Origin of the sequence: Streptomyces sp. NPDC088794, from assembly GCF_044750545.1 — a bacterium.
Taxonomy (GTDB): domain Bacteria; phylum Actinomycetota; class Actinomycetes; order Streptomycetales; family Streptomycetaceae; genus Streptomyces.
The window spans coordinates 219773-235703 of record NZ_JBIVKB010000008.1; the positions used below are offsets into that span (position 1 = coordinate 219773).

The following is a 15931-nucleotide window of genomic DNA, read 5'->3' on the forward strand; positions in this document are numbered from 1 at the left end:
GATCGGAGGGGGGCCGGGACGATGAGGGCGGCTGGCGGATCGGGGCGGGGGTAAACCCCACCGTGCCGGTCCCTCCGCGAGGCTAGGCAGGCCTTGACGTGGACGTTGCCGCCGCCGTCGGCCCCTCCCTGCACACCAGCAGCAGTGCCCTGTCGTCGTTCACGTCCTTGGCGACCGCCTCGATCAGGTGCCAGGCCGCGCCGTGGAAACCCCCGGCCACATACCGGTCGGCCTCGCCGGTGAGGCGGTCGATGCCCTCGACGATGTCCCGGTCGGAGGTCTCGACCAGGCCGTCTGTGAACAGCATCAACACGTCCCCGGGCCGCAGCGAGCCCTTCACAGGGTCGAACTGGGCACCGTCGTACACACCCAGGAGCGGGCCGTCGGCGGCCTTCTCCTCCCAGCGGCCGCTGCCCGCGCTGAGCTGGAGGCCTGGCGGGTGGCCCGCGGAGTAGAGCTCGTAGTCGCCGGAGTCCAGGTCCAGGACCAGGTGGATGGAGGTCGCGAAGCCCTCGTCCCAGTCCTGGCGGAGCAGGTAGCCGTTGGCGGCGGGGAGGAACGCGTGCGGGGGCAGGGAGCCGAGGAGGCCGCCGAACGCTCCCGACAGCAGCAGCGCACGCGACCCCGCGTCCATGCCCTTGCCGGAGACGTCCGTGAGGACGACCTCCATCGTGCGGCCGCCGTTCGTACGGGCCGCGACCACGAAGTCGCCCGAGAAGGACTGGCCGCCCGCCGGACGCAGCGCCATCTCCCGGTGCCAGCCGTCCGGCAGCGTGGGCAGCTTGCTCTGCACCCGGATCCGCTCACGCAGGTCGAACAGCATCGTGCCGCCCCGCCGCCACGGCACACCCACCCGGCTGCGGAACTGCGCGACGAGCAGCCCGAAGAACCCGCACGCGGCGACCACCAGCACCACACCCGGCGTGACCCGGGAGGGCCCCTCGGTGTACGGACCCAGCTCGACGGACTCCACGATCAGCGCGGTGGCCGCGGCCGCGTACAGGGCGAGCAGGCTCGCCGGGCGCAGCAGCAGGCCGCCCGCGACGATCGGCAGGACCAGCGCGGCCGGCGAGCACCACACCGAGTTGGCGAGGGTCGTGGCCGCGATGATCGGGACGGTGAGCAGCAGTCCGGCCAGCGCGACCCAGTCGGAGCCGTCGCCGCGGAAGTAGTCCACGGCGCTTCGGCGCATGCCGACGCGAGCCCGGTGCCACTGCATCTTCAACCGGGCCGTGAACGTGTCGGCTTCCGCGCGCCGCTCTCGTCCTGCTGCCATTAGTTCGGGACCCTATCCATCGGACCAGCCGCTTGGCACGGGAGGTCCCACTTGTCCCCCGTCCGAGGCTCAACTTCACAGTGAACTTCACAGGAAGCCGATCCGTCGCCGTCAAGGAGAAATTCCCTCGCTCGTCACGCAATGCCCTGATAGGCATGGTTCATGGGGACTGACTTGCGGGTGCTTCGGCAGGACGACTGGGACAAGTGGTACGACAGCCTCATCCGGGCCTTCGGCGGAGTGCCGGAATCATCGGAGGAGCGGGCGCTGTGGCGCGAGCGTACGGAGATCGACCGTTCCATCGGCGTCTGGGACGGTGACGCGTGCGTCGGCACGGCCGGCGCCTTCGCCTTCCGGCTGACCGTGCCGGGCGGCGCCGCGGTGCCGGCGGCCGGTGTGACCATGGTCTCGGTGGCCGCCACGCACCGGCGGCGCGGGGTGCTGACGTCGATGATGCGACGGCAGTTGGACGACGTACGGTCCTGGGGCGAGCCGTTGGCCGTGCTGACGGCCTCCGAGCCCGCGATCTACGGGCGGTTCGGGTACGGCGTCGGCACGCACCACACCAACGTCGAGGTGGAGACCACCCGGGTCCGGCTGGCCGTGCCGCCGGGCACCGACGACGTGCGGCTGCGGTACGTCGCTCCGGTCGACGCGATCGAGGCCTGCGAGGCGGTGTACGCGCGCAAGGTGGCCGGGCGGCCCGGCATGCTCGCCCGGGTGCCCGGCTGGGAGCGGCTGTGGGTGCTGGACCCGGAGAGCGAGCGGGACGGCGCGTCCCCGTTGCAGTGCGTGCTCGCGGAGCGGGACGGCGAGGTCGTCGGGTACGCGCGGTTCCGGGTGAAGCCCGACTGGGAGATCAGCGGGCCCAAGGGCACGGTGGTGGTGCAGGACTCGGAGTCCCTCGACCCGGCGGCGCACGCGGCGGTGTGGCGGTTCCTGTTCGGGATCGACCTCACGTCGTCGTTGACCGCGCGCGGGCGTCCGCTGGACGAGGCGTGGCTGCACATGGTGTCCGACGTCCGGCGCTGCGGGCTGCGCGTCCGTGACTCGCTGCACGTACGCCTCGTGGACGTGGGGGCCGCGCTGGAGGCGCGCACCTACCAGGCGCCGGTGGACGTGGTGTTCGACGTCGAGGACGCCTTCTGCCCCTGGAACACGGGGCGTTGGCGGCTCTCCGGCGACCCGAAGGGCGCGTCCTGCGCCCGCACCGAGGACCGGGCCGATCTCGCCCTGTCCGTACGGGAGTTGGGCGCGGCCTACCTCGGCGGCGTGACCCTGGGCGCACTCGCCGACGCCGGCCGGGTGCGAGAACTGCGGCCCGGCGCGCTGGCGGAGGCGTCACTCGCGTTCGCGTCCACGGTCACGCCGTGGTTGCCGCACGGGTTCTAGTGCGTCGCCCAGGGCGCGGGACTCACCTGAACACGCCCGCTTCTGCCGGCGGTTGAGGCAGCACGAAGAATCGCGGGCGGCTGGTCCGGCAGTGTCGGCCGCGCCGCCGCGGACGTGGCGCGGGGATGTCGCTCGGGTGGCACGGTCGTGGATGACACCGCGGCCGCCGCACCCGCTCCACAACGCGGCGCGACCCGCCCGGACTTGGGTCAGCGCCGCTGGCAGCCCGGGCACCAGAACAGGTTGCGGGCGGCGAGGCCGGCGGTGCTGATCTCGCCGCCGCAGATGTGGCAGGGCAGGTTCGCCCGGCGGTAGACGTACACCTCGCCGCCGTGGTCGTCGACGCGCGGCGGGCGGCCCATCGCCTCCGGCAGGTGCTCGGGGCGGACGGTGTCGATGCGGTTGTTGCGGACGCCCTCGCGCATGAGGCCGACCAGGTCGGCCCAGACGGCGTCCCATTCGGCCGGGGTGAGGTCCTTGCCGGCGCGGTAGGGGTCGATGCCGTGCCGGAAGAGGACCTCGGCGCGGTAGACGTTCCCGACGCCCGCGATCACCTTCTGGTCCATGAGGAGTGCGGCGATCGTCGTACGGCTGCGGGAGATCCGCCGGTACGCCGTCGTCGGGTCGGCGTCCGCGCGCAGCGGGTCGGGGCCCAGGCGCCCGTGTATCGCCTGCTTCTCGGTGTCCGTGATCAGCGCGCAGGTGGTGGGGCCGCGCAGATCGACGTACGACGTGGTGTTCGCGAGCCGCAGCCGGACCGTGTCGGTGGGCGGCGGGGCGGGCGCGTCCCCGAAGGTCACCTTGCCGAACAGGCCGAGGTGGATGTGGACCCAGTCGCTGTCGCGGAAGCCCAGGAAGAGGTGCTTGCCGTGGGCCTCGGTGCGGGTGAGCCCGGCGCCGTCGAGGAGGGCCGCGGCGTCCGAGAACTTGCCCTGGGGGCTGGTCACGCGCGGTGCCGTGCCGGCGAAGCGGTCGGCGTAGTCCGACGCCAGCCGGTGGATCGTGTGCCCCTCTGGCACGGTGCCTGTTCCTTTCCGGCCCCCGGAAGTCCGCCCCGGGGAGTCCGCCTCGGGAGTCCGTCGGACCCCCGAGGGTGGCGATGTCGTACCGGCCGGTCTCGCTGTTCAGTCCTGCTGCGGGTGGTGGGCCGGGATCGGGGGCAGTTCGCCCGTCGTCTCGTACGTGCTGAGCATCTCGATCCGGCGGATGTGGCGCTCGCCCTCGGAGAACGGGGTGCCCAGGAAGGTCTCGACGAACTTCGTGGCCTCGTCCGCGGTGTGCATACGGGCGCCCACGGCGACGACGTTCGCGTTGTTGTGCTGCCGGCCCAGCGAGGCGGTCTCCTCGCTCCAGGCCAGGGCCGCACGGACGCCCTTCACCTTGTTCGCGGCGATCTGCTCGCCGTTGCCCGAGCCGCCGATCACGATGCCGAGGGCCTCGGGGTCGGCCGCCGTGCGCTCCGCGGCGCGCAGGCAGAACGGCGGGTAGTCGTCCTCGGCGTCGAAGATGTGCGGGCCGCAGTCGACGGGCTCGTGGCCTGCCTCTTTGAGCCACTCCACGAGGTGGTTCTTGAGTTCGAAGCCGGCATGGTCGGAACCGAGATACACACGCATGGTCCGAGTGTGACACGGCTGTTTCCGGGAAGCAGCGCCGGGTGTCCAGCCGGAAAAATCTGTCCCCTACCACCGAACCTCAAGAAAACCTCAAGTAACAATCTGGATTCAGAGGTTCACGAATCAATTCACCTCGGATTCACTGGACCGGCCCGTACACCCCCCGGTACGGGAGACCGCTCACCCGGACCAAAGGAATTTCCCCCCATGACTGGTCTGCAGGCCGGACTCAAGAACCGGCATCTGACGATGATCGCCATCGGTGGCGTCATCGGCGCCGGCCTCTTCGTCGGTTCCAGCTCCGGCATCGCGACCGCGGGCCCCGGCATCCTGCTGTCGTACGCACTCGTCGGCACGCTCGTCGTGCTCGTGATGCGGATGCTCGGCGAGATGTCCGCCGCGAACCCCACCTCCGGCTCCTTCTCGGCCCACGCCGACCGGGCGCTCGGCCGCTGGGCCGGGTTCTCCATCGGCTGGCTGTACTGGTTCTTCTGGGTCGTGGTGCTGGCGGTGGAGGCCACCGCGGGTGCCAAGATCCTGGAGGGCTGGATCCCGGCCGTGCCCCAGTGGGGCTGGGCGCTGATCGTGATGGTGGTACTGACCGCCACCAACCTGGTCTCGGTCGGCTCCTACGGCGAGTTCGAGTTCTGGTTCGCCGGGATCAAGGTCGTCGCGATCGGCGCGTTCATCGTCGTCGGCGCGCTCGCGGTGGCCGGCGTGCTGCCCGGCGCGGACACCGACAAGGCGAGCCTCGGCAACCTCACCGGCCACGGCGGCTTCCTGCCCAACGGCCCCGGCGCCATCCTCACCGGCGTCCTGCTCGTCGTCTTCTCCTTCATGGGCAGCGAGATCGCCACCCTGGCCGCCGGCGAGTCCGAGGACCCGCGGCGGGCGGTCACCAAGTCGACCAACAGCATCATCTGGCGGATCGGCGTCTTCTACCTCGGCTCGATCTTCATCGTCGTGACCCTGCTCCCGTGGGACGACGCGTCGATCAAGGAACAGGGCTCGTACGTCGCCGCCCTCGACTCGCTCGGTATCGCGCACGCCGGCCAGATCATGAACTTCATCGTGCTGACCTCGGTGCTGTCCTGTCTCAACTCCGGCCTCTACACGGCCTCCCGCATGGCCTTCTCGCTCGGCGAGCGCGGGGACGCGCCGAAGGCGTTCGCGCGGACGACCTCGCGCGGTGTGCCGCTGGCCGCGATCGTCTGCTCCGTCGTGTTCGGCTTCGTCGCCGTCTTCTTCAACTACAAGTTCCCCGACTCGGTCTTCCTCTTCCTGGTCAACTCCAGTGGCGCGGTGGCCCTGTTCGTCTGGCTGGTCATCTGCTTCTCGCAGCTGCGCATGCGGCGGATCATCCAGGCGGAGGCGCCGGAGAAGCTGGTCGTGAAGATGTGGCTGTATCCGTATCTGACCTGGGCGACGGCCGGGTTGATCGTGTTCGTGCTCGGCTACATGCTCACGGACACCGAGCACGACGGACGCGAGACAGTGCTGCTGTCGCTGCTGGTCGCGGCGGTCGTGCTCGCCATCGCCTTCGTCAAGGAGCGGCTGCGGCCGGGCACTTCGACGGCCGCCGCGGGCGTGCCCGCCCAGGGCGAGCCCGCCGACGCGCCGGTGGCCAAGGTCAAAGCACCGTGAAGCTGTCCTTGACCTTGCCGTAGGTCTTCAGGGCCTGGGCTTCGATCGGCGGCTGGTACCAGGTGTTGATCTGGTACGACCTTCCCTCCTGGTCGAAGCCCAGCAACCGGGCATGCCACTGCACGCCCTTGAGCGTGAAGGTGTACTCCCACACGACCGCGGGGTTGCCGCGGAACGTCGTCCTCTCCAGGCGGATCTTCTGGTAGCCCTCGCCCTGGTGGGCGTTCTGCTCCGAGGTCTCCCAGCTCCGCATCAGATCGCCGCGGGCGATGGACGACTTGCCCACGAGCTCCTGTCCGCCGTCCGGCGAGGTGTAGTGCACCTCCGCCCCCGTCTTCAGATCGCGCCGCCAGCCGGTGGGTGTCGCCCACGCGAACCCGCCGGCTTCGCGATGCGCGCCCGGCGGCAGGCTCTGCGGGCGTGCGGTGCCTTCGACGGTGGGCGACGGGCTGGAGGGGGTCGAGGGGGAGGCGGAGGCGGAAGAGGAGGCCTGCGGGGACGTGGACCCGTCCGCCCGGTCGCCGCCCGGTGAGCCGGAGTTGGCCAGCAGGACGACCGCCACGACCGCGCCGGCGGTGACCACTCCGACGGCGGCCACGGCAACCGCGCGGCGACGGCCACGGCTCGGGGCGGCCGGGGCGGGGCTGTTGGCGGGTTCGGGGAGGTCGCTCGCGGGTGTGCGGAGGGGGTGGGGGCCGAGGTCGGGACGGGGTGCGGCGGAACGGGCGGCCGGGGCAGGGCTGTTGGCGGGTTCGGGACGCTGCTGGGTCACGGCCTGGGCGCGGACCAGGGAGACGCCTGTGGCCTGTGGGGTGATCGGGCCCGCGGGTGGTTCCGAGCGGAGTTCGGACGGGACTTCGGTGGAGGCGTTGGAGATCCGGAAGTCATGGGTGTCGGCCCGGTTCTCGACGGAGGAGGACGCGGTGGCGGGCCGCTGGGTCGGCGGCGCGTCCTCGACGGGTTCGGGCAGCCGTGGGTCGCGCAGTCGGCGGAGGACCCGGGTCCGGACGTGGGCCGGGGTGGACGGCTCGGACACCGGGGGCGACAGCGGCTCGGGCTCCTCCGCACGCGCCGGTTCCTCTTCCTCTCCCCCAGCCTCCTCCCGTACCTCTGGTACCTCTTCTGTCTCTCGTACGTCCTCTGCCTCCCCTGCCTCCTCCGGCTCTCCCGTCGGTGCCTCTCCCCCGCCCACCGGCAACGTCACCAGCGTCGGCGGGAACGCCACCGGGCGCAGGGCCGCCTCCAGTTCGTCCAGGCCGGGGCGGACCGTGGGGTCCTTCTCCAGGAGCGCGGCCAGGATGTCCTGCAACGGGCCTGCCGCGAGGGGCAGTCGGGGCTCCTCGTAGAGGACCGCGTGCAGGGTGGCCAGTGTGGTGTCACGGGAGAAGGGGGAGCGGCCGCCGAGCGCCGCGCAGAGGGTCGCGCCGAGGGACCAGATGTCGGAGGGCGGGCCCTGGGGGCGGCCGGATATGCGCTCGGGCGCCATGTAGTCGGGCGAGCCGACGAGCATGCCGACCATGGTCAGCGCCTTGGCGTCCTGCATCGCCGCGATGCCGAAGTCGGTGAGGACGACGCGCTCGCCGGCGTCCTCCACCAGGACGTTCCCCGGCTTGATGTCCCGGTGCAGGACGCCGCGTTCGTGCACCTGGCGCAGCGCGGTGACCAGGCCGACGCCGATCCGGGCGGCCTGGCGCGGGTTCAGCGACCCGTCCTGCACGGTCATCTGTTCCAGGGAGCGGCCGACGACCAGCTCCATGACGATCCACAGGCGTTCGCCCTCGTCCACCACGTCGTACACGCGCACGACGTTGGGATGGTCGATCCGGGCGGTGGCCCGGGCCTCGCGCAGGGTGCGCTCACGGCGGGTCCTGGTGTCCTCCGCGTCCAGTCCGTCTATGCGCATCTCCTTGACGGCGACCGGGCGGTCGAGTATTTCGTCGGAGGCTCGCCACACCCGCCCCATTCCCCCCTGGCCGATACTTTCGACCAGGCGATAGCGCCCCGTCACGAGCAACCCTGGAACCCCACCGCTTCTCGTGTTTCCCGTATTCCCCGGCAATCCGCTGCACCCCCTCGGTTATCCCCACCACGCTTCTACGGATACACAATGGTCACACTTCATGCCGTACCAGCATAGTGGTGAGAAATCTTGTGGTAGCTCTTCAAGTACTGCGAATTCAGGCGCAGCCAAGGGGGATGTGAACATGAGTTCTCGTCGCACGACGACCATCGCGGGATCGCTGGTCGCGGCATCTTTCTCGACGGTGATGATCCTTTCCTTCACTGCCAGCGCGGACGACCAGGGTCCCGGCAGCGGCAAGGGCGGAAAGGCCGTCGACGAGGCGCCCGCGGGTGTAAAGCTGACCACCACCCTGCCCTCGAAGATCTCGGTCGACAACGGCTCGCAAAAGACGGCGATCACCGCCGCGGTGAAGAACGAAGGGACCAAGGACAGCGGAAAGATCCAGCTATTGGTCGTCGGTTTCGACGGCCTCACGGTCAAAAACGTTCAAGGCTGTTCCCAGATCGACACAGCGAATCTTCCGGAGGGTTCAAACAGCGGTTTCGCCTGTCCCATCGACAATCTCGCGGCCGGAAAGTCGAAGTCGTACGCGGTGGACGCCACGTACGACCTGAGCAAGACCGGCAAGATCTGTCTGCCCGTCCAGACCGGCGACGGGAAGAAGACGTACTGGCAGCAGGGCCCGGTCCCGTTCGGTACGACCAACCCGTCGCCGAACGCCCCGGCCACCCCGCTGCTCCTCGGCACCGACAACAAGCCGGTGGCGCCGGGCGGCGACGAGCTGCCGAAGACCGGTCCCGACAGTGACGTGCTGCCGCTGGGGGCGGCGGGCGCGACCCTGCTGGCGGCCGGCGCGGCCGGGCTGTGGTGGTCGACGCGGCGACCGTCGAAGCAGCGCGCCTGATCGGGGCGGTTCAGGGCCGGGGTGCGTGAGCGCCCCGGCCTTTCCCATGGCCGACACCCTTGCTCCGGCGACTGGGCTGTGGCTGACTGGCAGCGGCGTCGAGGGGGAGTGGATGGGCAACTGGGTCGTGATCGCGGAGTACTACAGCGACATCTACAGGACCGAGTTCATCCACCGTGGGCTGGAGACGAAGGACCAGGCACTGCGGGCGCTCCGTGCTGCCGCCCACACGTACGTGCCGAGCAAGAACATCGTCGAGAAGCGGCGTCGCGTGTACCGCTTCGCCGGCCAGGAGGCATACCTGGTGGTGATCAAAGGCAAGCTGTCGGAGTGGGAGTGCACGCTGCGCATCGCGGAGCTGGTCTCGGACTCGATCGACCCGGCCGTGGCCGAGCGGGTGCAGCTGAACGACGGCGCGGCAGAGGTGGCCGACATGCCGCAGGACCGCATCCCGCCCAGCTACTGAGCGGCGCACCGAACTCCGCTCGAGCCGACCGGCCGAGGTTGAACGACGAGCTCAGCCCTTGTTCGCGAACTTCCAGGCGGTGGGCAGCACGCCCATCGCCAGGGCCGCCTTCAGGGCGTCGCCGAGCAGGAACGGGGTGAGACCGGCCGCGATCGCGGCGGACACCGACATGCCGGCGGCGACGGCCAGGTACGGCACGCCGACGGCGTAGATGATCGCCTCTCCAAGCAGCATCGTGCCCGCCATCCGCAGCACCGAGCGGTCGGCGCCGCGGCGGGCCAGGGCGCCGACGGCGGCGGAGGCGAGGATCATGCCGAGGATGTAGCCGAAGGAGACCGAGAGACCGGAGGTCCCGGAGGCGAACCACGGCATGCCCGCCAGGCCGGCCAGCGCGTACACGGCGAGCGCGGCGACCCCGCGGCGGGCGCCGAGGCTGGTGCCGACGAGCAGGGCGGCGAAGGTCTGGCCGGTCACCGGCACCGGGGAGCCGGGCACGGGGACCGCGATCTGGGCCGCGAGGCCGGTGAGCGCGGCGCCGCCGAGCACCAGCGCGAGGTCGCGGACGCGGGAGGCCGGGAGCAGGTCGGCGATGACCTTGCCGGTGGCGACGGGGGCGGCTGTGGCGGTGCTCATGGGGACTCCGCGGTTCGGGGCAGTCGGGGACAGAGTGACGCTAACCCGGGGTGCGTGCGCCGATCACCGTCAGCGCCCGACAAAGGGGGGCGCGGGGCGTTCGTGGGTTTCGGACAAAGAGTGTCTGTTACACCGGGTGGGGAGTGATACCCGTCACTGAGGCAGGAGCGTTTCGCTCACTCCCGGGCCGCGGGCCGAGCTGTCGGGTCCCGCCAAACGAATCCTAGCGGTCTGGTCGGATTCACCTTCTCTGGCCTACCCTTCCCCCATGGATGCCCAGGCCCGGAACTTCTCGTCGCGTCGCCACGTCGACCTGCGACGCGTCGGCGCGAGCGGCTGTCGCCGGACCTAGCGGGGCGGGCGGAGCGGATCCGGACGCGCCTCGAATCGAGTGACGGCGCACTGTCAGACCCGTTCCCGAGGATGAAAACGCCATGGCATCCACGCTCACTTCCGTTCCTGCCCCTCCCCCTCCCCTCTCCACGTCCGTGCAGCGCGCCGCCGATCCCGATCGGCGGCGGACGAGCGCGAGTCACGTGCTGCGGTCCGTGCTGGAGCACGGGCCGGTGGCGCGCAGCACCATCGCCCGGCTCACGGGTCTGTCGCCGGCGTCGGTGACGGACTACTGCGCCCGGTTCACCGAACTCGGCCTGATCCGCGAGGCGTCGGCGCCCCGGCGGTCCAAGGGCGTGGGGCGGCCGCATGTGCCGGTCGACCTGGACGACTCGCGGTTCGTGGTCGGCGGGGTGCATGTGGCCGTGCCGTACACCACGGTCGCACTGCTGGATCTGCGGGGACAGGTGGTGGCCCGGCGGGAGGTGAAGCACGAGCGCACCGATCCGGGGTGGGTCCTCGCACGCGCCGCCGAGGGGCTGGACGCGCTGCTCGCCGAGGCGCGCGGCAGCCGGCCGCTGGGTGTCGGAGTGGCCGTCGGCGGCTGGGTGGACCGCGATTCGGGGACCGTCGTCGAGCACGGGCTGCTGGGCTGGCGGGACGTCCCGGTGCGGGAGACGCTCGGCGCGCGCACCGGGCTGCCGGTCCATGTCGACGGCCACGCACGGGCGTTGGTGAACGGGGAGCGGCTCTTCGGGCGGGCGCGCGGCAGCCGGAGCGTGCTGCACCTGTTCGTCGGCAACGTCGTCGACTCGGCGTTCGCCTCGGGCGACGAGGTGCACCACGGGCCGCGCTCGCAGGCCGGCGTCATCGCGCATCTGCCGGTGCCGGGCGGCACGGAGCCCTGCGAGTGCGGCCGAACGGGCTGCCTCCAGGCCGAGTTGAGCGAACGGACGCTGTGCCTGCGGGCCCGGCGGGCCGGTGTCGTCGACGGGGTGAACCCGATGCACGTGCTCGCCGCGGCGACCGCCGGCGACGAACGGGCCGTACGGCTGCTGGTGGAGCGGGCGGGTGCCGTCGGCCGGGCCGTGCGGCTGCTGCTCGACGTGCTCAACCCGGAGACGGTGGTGGTGACCGAGATCGGTGTCATACACCGGGAGGACTGCCTCGCCGCGCTGCGCGAAGGGGTCGGCGACGAGCGCGCCGGGGCCGTCGTGCCGACGAGCTTCCCGGACTCCGTGCTCGCGGTGGCGGGCGGTTCGGTCGTGCTCGACGTGCTGTACCGGGATCCGTTGAGTGCCTCACCTGAGGCTACTTAATTCAGAAACTCCGAATGTTGACAGGGATCACGGATGACCAGGAGCATTCTTCTCATGACCTGTCGCACCCTTTGTTGCTGACGCGGTGACGCGCCCGGAGCGCGTATCTCTTCCTGCGTGAATTCCCCTTCCTCGGGCCTTCCGTGCCCGGAATTCCGCCTGCTTTCCCACCTCCGTACTCAAGGGGCCCTCCCATGTCTTCTCCCACTTTTCCCGGTGTCGACCGGCGTCTCTTCCTTGCCTCCGCGCTCGGTGTCGCGGCCGTCGGACTGACCGGCTGCGCGGGCTCCACCACGGCCTCCGCGAAGTCGGTGGCCGACCTCTCCGCCCCGCTCGCCGAGAAGGTCCCGGCCGGCACCAGTCTGAAGATCTCCTCGTATCTGAACACCCAGCAACTCCAGTTCAAGCTGGCCAAGCTGCCGAAATTGCCGTTCACGGTGTCGAGTTGGCTGAACATCGGGGCCGGTCCCGATGTCATCAACGCATTCCGCGCGAAGTCCCTTGACCTGGCGAACAACGCCGGTATTCCACCGATCCAGGCCCACTACCAGGGATTCGACGCGAAGATCGTCGCGATCAACGTCACCCGGAAACCCAACTACCTCTTCGCCACCAAGCCCGGCAGCGACATCCGCACGGTCGCCGACTTCAAGGGCCGCAAGCTCGCCTTCTCGCAGGGCCAGGCCCAAGGCGTCGTGCTGCTGCGGGCGTTGAAGGAGGCGGGGATCGCGTACGACGACGTGAAACTGGTCCCGCTGACCAGCAACCAGTTCCTCACCGCCCTCCAGTCGGGCCAGGTGGACATCGCCCCGCTCGGCAACAGCCAGGCGCCCGCCTACCTCCAGCAGTACGGGCCCAAGGGCGCCCGCACCATCGACACGGACGTCGTCGACCTGCTCAACCTGCTGTGGGCGCCGGCCTCCGTGCTGGCCGACCCGGCGAAGGCGGCGGCCGTCGCCGCGTACATCCCGCAGTGGGCGCAGGGCCAGGTGTGGCAGTACGAGCACCCCGACATCTGGAACGAGGAGTTCTACGTCAAGACGCAGAACCTGACCCTCGCCCAGGCCGAGGGCATCACGAAGCTCGCCAACAAGCCGCTGTTCCCGCCGAGTTGGGACGAGGCGGTGAAGTGGGAGCAGGAGACCGCCGAGCTGCTCGCCGAGGGCGGCTTCGTGAAGAGCTTCAAGGTCGACTCGCTCTTCGACCGCCGCTTCGAGGCCATCGCCGCGCGGGCCGTACCGGCGGAGTACCGCAAGTGAGCGCCCTGAGCACCACCACCGTGAGCGCGGGCGCGGGCGCCGTGGCCGTCGAGGACGACACCGTCCACCGGGTGCGCAGGCGCCGGCGCCTCTCCCCCGGCAGGCGGCTGCCCGCCGCCCGGATGATCGGGCCCGCCCTGTTCATCGGCCTGTGGGCGATCGCCTCCGCCGCCGGGCAGCTGGATCCCGGGGCGATCCCGGCGCCCTGGACGGTGGCGCGGACCGCCGGGCGGCTGTGGACCGACGGCACACTGCCGACCGATGTGCTGACCTCGCTGGAGCGGGCCGCGTACGGCTTCGCGATCGGGCTCACCGCCGGGGTGCTGCTCGCGCTCGCGTCGGGGCTCAGCCGGGTCGGGGAGGCGCTGATCGACGGGACCGTGCAGCTCAACCGGGCGATCCCGACGCTGGGTCTCATCCCGCTGTTCATCCTCTGGCTGGGCATCGGCGAGACCTTCAAGATCGCCATCATCGCGATCGTCGTCTACATCCCGATCTACCTGAACACACACGCCGCGCTGTCCGGAATCGACAGCCGGTACGTCGAACTCGCCGAGGTCCAGGGCCTGTCGAGGATCCAGTTCGTCCGGCAGATCGTGATCCCCGGCGCGCTGCCCGGATTCTTCGTGGGACTCCGGCTCGGCGTCACCGGCTCCTGGCTGGGCCTGGTGGTCCTGGAGCAGATCAACGCCACCAGCGGCCTCGGTTACATGATGTTCCAGGCCACCAACTACGGCCAGTCCGACGTGATCCTCGTCGGTCTGCTCATCTACGGGATCTTCGGCCTGATCTCCGACAGCACGGTCCGTCTCATCGAACGGAGGGTGCTGTCGTGGCGCCGCACACTGAGCAACTGACCCGCCCCACCGCCGTCCGACTGCGCGGCCTGACCCGGTCGTTCGAGGGGCGTACGGTCCTCGACGGCCTCGACCTGGACATCCCCGCCGGACAGTTCGTGGCGCTCCTCGGGCACAGCGGGTCCGGCAAGTCCACGCTGCTGCGGGCCGTCGCGGGCCTCGACCACGAGGTCGCCGGGAGCGGTCGACTCGCCGCCCCGGAACGGGTGTCGGTGGTCTTCCAGGACTCTCGGCTGCTGCCGTGGCGGCGGGTGCTGGACAACGTACTGCTGGGGCTGGGGACCGGTGGGGAGGAGAAGGGGCGGGCCGCTCTCGCGGAGGTGGGGCTCGCCGGGCGGGAGCGGGCGTGGCCGGGTGAGTTGTCGGGGGGTGAGCAGCAGCGGGCGGCTCTTGCGCGGTCGTTGGTGCGGGAGCCGGAGCTGTTGCTCGCGGATGAGCCGTTCGGGGCGCTGGATGCGTTGACGCGGATCAAGATGCATGCGCTGTTGCGGGAGTTGTGGGAGCGGCATCGGCCCTCGGTGTTGCTGGTCACGCATGACGTGGACGAGGCGATCGTCCTCGCGGACCGGGTGCTGGTGCTGGACGCCGGGCGCGTCGGGCTCGACCTGGCCATCGATCGCCCCCATCCCCGCTCCTATCGCGATCCTCTGCTCGGCGAATACCGGGAGCGGCTGCTGGCCGCGCTCGGTGTGACCGAGGACGTGGGGTGACGCCGGATTTCCTCGCCCCCGCCGCCCCTACCCGTCCCATCCCCAGGGGCGCTGCCCCTTCGACCCCGCCGGGGGCTGCGCCCCCAGACCCCGCTTCGGCCTGAACGGCCTCGTCCTCAAACGCCGGACGGGCTGAAACACACGAAGGACACCTCATGCCCCGCACCCTCCATCTCAACGCCTTCCTCATGAACACCGGCCACCACGAAGCCTCCTGGCGGTTGCCGGAGAGCGATCCGTACGCGCACGTCCGGCTCGACCACTACGTGCAGCTCGCTCGGACCGCCGAGCGCGGCACCTTCGACTCGCTCTTTCTCGCCGACGGGCCGCAGTTGTGGAACAACCTGGCCCAGCGGCCGGCCGGTGCGCTGGAGCCGCTCACGTTGCTCACCGCGCTCGCCACGGCGACCGAGCACATCGGGCTGATCGCCACCGCGTCGACGTCCTACAACTCGCCCTACAACCTGGCCCGTAAGTTCGCCTCGCTGGACATCATCAGCGGCGGCCGGGCGGGGTGGAACATCGTCACCACGGCCGGGGCCGAGGCCGCTCGGAACTTCGGGCTGGATGCCGAGCCCGCGCACGCGGAGCGGTACGCGCGGGCCGCCGAGTTCCTCGATGTGGCGCTCAAGCTCTGGGACAGCTGGGAGGACGACACGATCCTCGCGGACAAGGCCGCCGGGGTGTGGGGGGATGACCGGAAGATCCATCCGCCTCGGCATCGGGGGGCCTACTTCAGCGTCGAGGGCGCGCTCAACGTGCCGCGTACGCCCCAGGGTTACCCGCTGCTCGTGCAGGCCGGCTCGTCCGAGGACGGGAAGACGTTCGCCGCACGGTACGCGGAGGCGGTGTTCACCGCGCAGCAGACGATCGAGGACGCGCGGGCCTTCTACGCCGACCTCAAGTCCCGTACGGCGGCGGCCGGCCGGGACCCCGAGCACATCAAAGTGCTGCCCGGGATCGTGCCGGTGCTCGGCTCCACGGAGGCCGAGGCGCGGGCGAGCGAGCGGCTGCTCGAAGACCACATCGTGTACGAGCATGGAGTGGACCGGCTGGAGCGGTTGCTCCAACTGCCCGCCGGTGCGCTGGAGTTGGATGCGCAGCTGCCGGCCGATCTGCCCTCCGAGGACGCCGTCGAGGGGGCCAAGAGCCGCTACACCCTCGTGGTGGAACTGGCCCGGCGCGACCGGCTCACCGTGCGGGAGCTGATCGGGCGGCTCGGCGGCGGGCGCGGCCACCTCACCTTCGCCGGCACGCCCGAGCAGGTCGCCGACGCGATCGAGACGTGGTTCACGCAGGGCGCGGCCGACGGCTTCAACATCATGCCGGCGGTGCTGCCTTCGGGTCTTGAGGCCTTCGTCGACCACGTCGTCCCGATCCTGCGCGCCCGTGGGTTGCTGCGCACGGAGTACGGGCCCCGCCAGACCCTCCGGGAGCGCTACGGGCTCCCCCGCCCCGCCAACCAGTACGTCCAGACACCCGCCCTCGTCTGAAAGGCCCAG

Annotated in this window: 14 protein-coding genes; 9 read left to right on the forward strand and 5 right to left on the reverse strand. The window is 70.7% G+C overall.

Annotated features, from left to right (window positions below):
* Positions 1–82 precede the first annotated feature (82 nt).
* Positions 83–1276, reverse strand: a complete 1194-nt coding sequence (locus ACIP6U_RS23650; RefSeq protein WP_401721097.1) for a PP2C family protein-serine/threonine phosphatase — start codon at positions 1274–1276, stop codon at positions 83–85.
* A 162-nt stretch (positions 1277–1438) separates the two neighbouring features.
* Here ACIP6U_RS23650 and ACIP6U_RS23655 point away from each other — a divergent pair, with 162 nt between their 5' ends.
* A complete protein-coding gene (locus ACIP6U_RS23655; protein WP_401721099.1) occupies positions 1439–2668 on the forward strand; it encodes a GNAT family N-acetyltransferase in 1230 nt (409 codons plus the stop codon).
* 209 nt (positions 2669–2877) lie between these two features.
* On the opposite strand, the gene ACIP6U_RS23660 is transcribed toward ACIP6U_RS23655, so the two are convergent.
* Positions 2878–3687, reverse strand: coding sequence for an Fpg/Nei family DNA glycosylase (locus tag ACIP6U_RS23660; protein WP_401721101.1), 810 nt, complete (start codon positions 3685–3687; stop codon positions 2878–2880).
* Between the two features lie 105 nt (positions 3688–3792).
* Positions 3793–4281 carry a ribose-5-phosphate isomerase gene (locus tag ACIP6U_RS23665; RefSeq protein WP_401721104.1) on the reverse strand — a complete coding sequence of 163 codons (489 nt, stop codon included), beginning with the start codon at positions 4279–4281 and terminating at the stop codon, positions 3793–3795.
* 207 nt (positions 4282–4488) lie between these two features.
* On the opposite strand from ACIP6U_RS23665, the gene ACIP6U_RS23670 reads away from it, so the two are divergent.
* A complete protein-coding gene (locus ACIP6U_RS23670) occupies positions 4489–5925 on the forward strand; it encodes an amino acid permease (RefSeq protein ID WP_401721106.1) in 1437 nt (478 codons plus the stop codon).
* On the opposite strand, the gene ACIP6U_RS23675 is transcribed toward ACIP6U_RS23670, so the two are convergent.
* Positions 5912–7888 (reverse strand): serine/threonine-protein kinase, encoded by a 1977-nt coding sequence (locus ACIP6U_RS23675; protein ID WP_401721492.1) that lies wholly within the window; start codon positions 7886–7888, stop codon positions 5912–5914. The two genes, ACIP6U_RS23670 and ACIP6U_RS23675, sit on opposite strands and share 14 nt — an antisense overlap.
* A gap of 241 nt (positions 7889–8129) precedes the next feature.
* Between ACIP6U_RS23675 and ACIP6U_RS23680 the strand changes: the two genes are divergently transcribed.
* A complete protein-coding gene (locus ACIP6U_RS23680; protein ID WP_401721109.1) occupies positions 8130–8852 on the forward strand; it encodes an LPXTG cell wall anchor domain-containing protein in 723 nt (240 codons plus the stop codon).
* A 46-nt stretch (positions 8853–8898) separates the two neighbouring features.
* Positions 8899–9318, forward strand: coding sequence for a hypothetical protein (locus ACIP6U_RS23685; protein ID WP_401721112.1), 420 nt, complete (start codon positions 8899–8901; stop codon positions 9316–9318).
* A gap of 51 nt (positions 9319–9369) precedes the next feature.
* Here the strand turns inward: ACIP6U_RS23685 and ACIP6U_RS23690 are convergent, their stop codons facing one another.
* Positions 9370–9951: a biotin transporter BioY gene (locus tag ACIP6U_RS23690; protein WP_401721115.1), complete on the reverse strand. Its 582-nt coding sequence runs from the start codon at positions 9949–9951 to the stop codon at positions 9370–9372.
* A 434-nt stretch (positions 9952–10385) separates the two neighbouring features.
* Between ACIP6U_RS23690 and ACIP6U_RS23695 the strand changes: the two genes are divergently transcribed.
* From ACIP6U_RS23695 to ACIP6U_RS23715, 5 genes are all read left to right on the forward strand, one after another.
* Positions 10386–11603, forward strand: a complete 1218-nt coding sequence (locus ACIP6U_RS23695; protein ID WP_401721117.1) for an ROK family protein — start codon at positions 10386–10388, stop codon at positions 11601–11603.
* Between the two features lie 194 nt (positions 11604–11797).
* On the forward strand, positions 11798–12862 hold the full coding sequence (locus tag ACIP6U_RS23700; RefSeq protein ID WP_401721120.1) for an ABC transporter substrate-binding protein: 1065 nt from the start codon (positions 11798–11800) through the stop codon (positions 12860–12862).
* Positions 12863–12882: 20 nt separating this feature from the next.
* On the forward strand, positions 12883–13719 hold the full coding sequence (locus ACIP6U_RS23705) for an ABC transporter permease (RefSeq protein WP_401721494.1): 837 nt from the start codon (positions 12883–12885) through the stop codon (positions 13717–13719).
* The gene (locus ACIP6U_RS23710) at positions 13695–14429 is read left to right on the forward strand and encodes an ABC transporter ATP-binding protein (RefSeq protein WP_401721123.1); all 735 of its coding nucleotides are present in this window, start codon (positions 13695–13697) and stop codon (positions 14427–14429) included. Before ACIP6U_RS23705 ends, ACIP6U_RS23710 begins: the two co-directional genes overlap by 25 nt.
* Positions 14430–14584: 155 nt before the next feature.
* Complete coding sequence (locus ACIP6U_RS23715) at positions 14585–15922, forward strand: LLM class flavin-dependent oxidoreductase (RefSeq protein ID WP_401721124.1); 1338 nt, start codon at positions 14585–14587, stop codon at positions 15920–15922.
* Positions 15923–15931 lie beyond the last annotated feature (9 nt).